Source organism: Chromohalobacter sp. 48-RD10, assembly GCF_029889785.1.
Lineage (GTDB): Bacteria > Pseudomonadota > Gammaproteobacteria > Pseudomonadales > Halomonadaceae > Chromohalobacter.
Genome location: NZ_JARANX010000105.1, coordinates 1 through 1982, shown reverse-complemented (window position 1 = coordinate 1982; position 1982 = coordinate 1). Strand labels below are relative to the sequence as shown.

The window sequence follows — 1982 nt, the reverse complement described above, 5'->3', positions numbered from 1 at the left end:
AGCTGCGCCAGGTCGATTTCGTCATCTTCGGGACGCACGCGTTGCGTTTCCATGTCCGTTGCCATAGAGGTTTTACCCTTCGTTGTTCCCTTGACCGGCGTTGGCCGGTACGACTCGCGCCTCCACTCACCGGGCCGATTACTGCCTGCAGCGCTGAGTGCAGTGGCCACTGCGTATGGCCATGACGCTTTGGTTTGAACTGCGCGCTTTTTCACGTCACCGAAACGTGTCGCGACGAGCAGCGCGCTAATAAAAGCTTGTTTAATATTGAATTTCGGATGCTACAGGAATTACTTTAATAACCCAACGTTAATGAATGCTTACACTGCATTACTCGCACTCTGCGGGATATTGATTGCAAGCCGCATATCGTAATTCGTTTTTTACTAATGCAATATGCCTTCATATGTGCTTAACTTGACCTTTAGTTACTAAATTTCTGATACTAATGGTTACGCCTGCATGGAGGGAGGTTGAGGTATGGCGATGACGAACGCGGCAAATTCAATGCACGAATCCCAGCACGAATCTTCGCACGGCGCTAGCTCGGCGATGTGCGGCCAGGCGACCGGCTTTCCGCCGCAGGTGCTGCGGCAGGTGCGGGGGCATTTCTATTACGTCGATCACTGCCCCATCGATGGCAAGCGAATCCACTTGAACGGCGTCGGCGAGCCGCTGGCGCTGAAGGCGGCGATGCAGGTAGGCGCGGAGCTGGCGAGTTTGCCGGTGCCGCTGGAGACGGATGCGCCGGGTCATCATATCCAGGCGATGCTGACCACCCATGGCTGGGAAGATCTCGCGACCTGGTTAGGGGCGTCTTCGGAGGCATCGCATGACCCGCTTTGGCGGGCGCCGAGTACGGCGGAAGGTTGGGCACGGGTACTGGCGTTGGCGCTGGGAGCGGCGCCTCGAGGGAGCCATGTCGTGACGACGGCGCTGGCTTCCGCCGAGGAGATGACCGCCATCGCACTGCATGCAAGGCAGCGGGCGTTGAGCAGTGCGACGGTGCCGGTCAATCCGCTGACTGGCCGGCTGGAAGTGGCGGAGTATGCTCACTGCGTGACGCCGGAGACACGCGTTGCGACGCTCGTGCATACCTGCCCTTTCACCGGCATGCGCCAGGATGTGGCGGCGATTGCTCGCGCTATACACAAGGTGGCGCCGGCGTGTTTCATTCTGGTCATGGGGGAGCATCATGCCGCGCATGCGCCGCTTACGGTGGCGCATTGGGAGGTCGATGCGTATGTGGTGGGGGCGGAGGCGATCTTCTGTCGCCCGCGGCAGGGGTTTGTGTGGCTATCGCGGCGTTTGTCACTGGCCATGCGCGGCACGCCGCCGAGCAGCTTGATGGCGCCGCATAGCGGTGAGGAGCCCACGGCCCTGGCGAGCATTACCGAGTGGGTGGCGTATCTCGATTGGCTGGGCACGCATTTCACCGGCCCCCCGCCCCGGTGTTCACGCTTAAAGGCGGCGGGCGATGCCATTCAGGCCCATGAGGGGGCGTTGCTGAACCGGCTATTGCATGGCTTTCCCGAGGCACCGGCGACACCGGAGGCGAGCGCATCGCCCACCTCGCTGTGGCGATGCGGTTTGCACGGCCATCCACGTGTGCGAGTGATCGGCGCGCCGCATGCGCTATGGCGGGACGGCACAGTGGCATTCGATGTCCGCGGAATCGAAGCGTGGAAGGTGGTGCAGTGGCTCGCGGCCACCGGCATCGCCGCCCAGCTTTTATCTTCGCCCCAGGCGGTGCGCGCCCTCGCGCCGTTTGGGTATAAAGCCGCGACGCGTTTATCCGTCAGCCATTACAACAGTGAAGAAGAGATCGCGACCTGCCTGCAGACGCTGGAGCCCTTGCTGGAACGGCCGGCGGAAACGCGGGGGTAAGGCTTCGAGCTGCGGGCTGCGGGCTGCGGGCTGCGGGCTGCGGGCTGCGGGCTGCGGGCTTGCAATAATGCAACTATATTTAGTCGCAAAAATGC

1 protein-coding gene is annotated in these 1982 nt (G+C 61.6%); it reads left to right on the top strand.

What is annotated here, in order from left to right:
* The first annotated feature begins 507 nt into the window (after window positions 1–507).
* Window positions 508–1887 (top strand): aminotransferase class V-fold PLP-dependent enzyme, encoded by a 1380-nt coding sequence (locus tag OP496_RS17430; RefSeq protein WP_280565143.1) that lies wholly within the window; start codon window positions 508–510, stop codon window positions 1885–1887.
* Window positions 1888–1982: the final 95 nt, after the last annotated feature.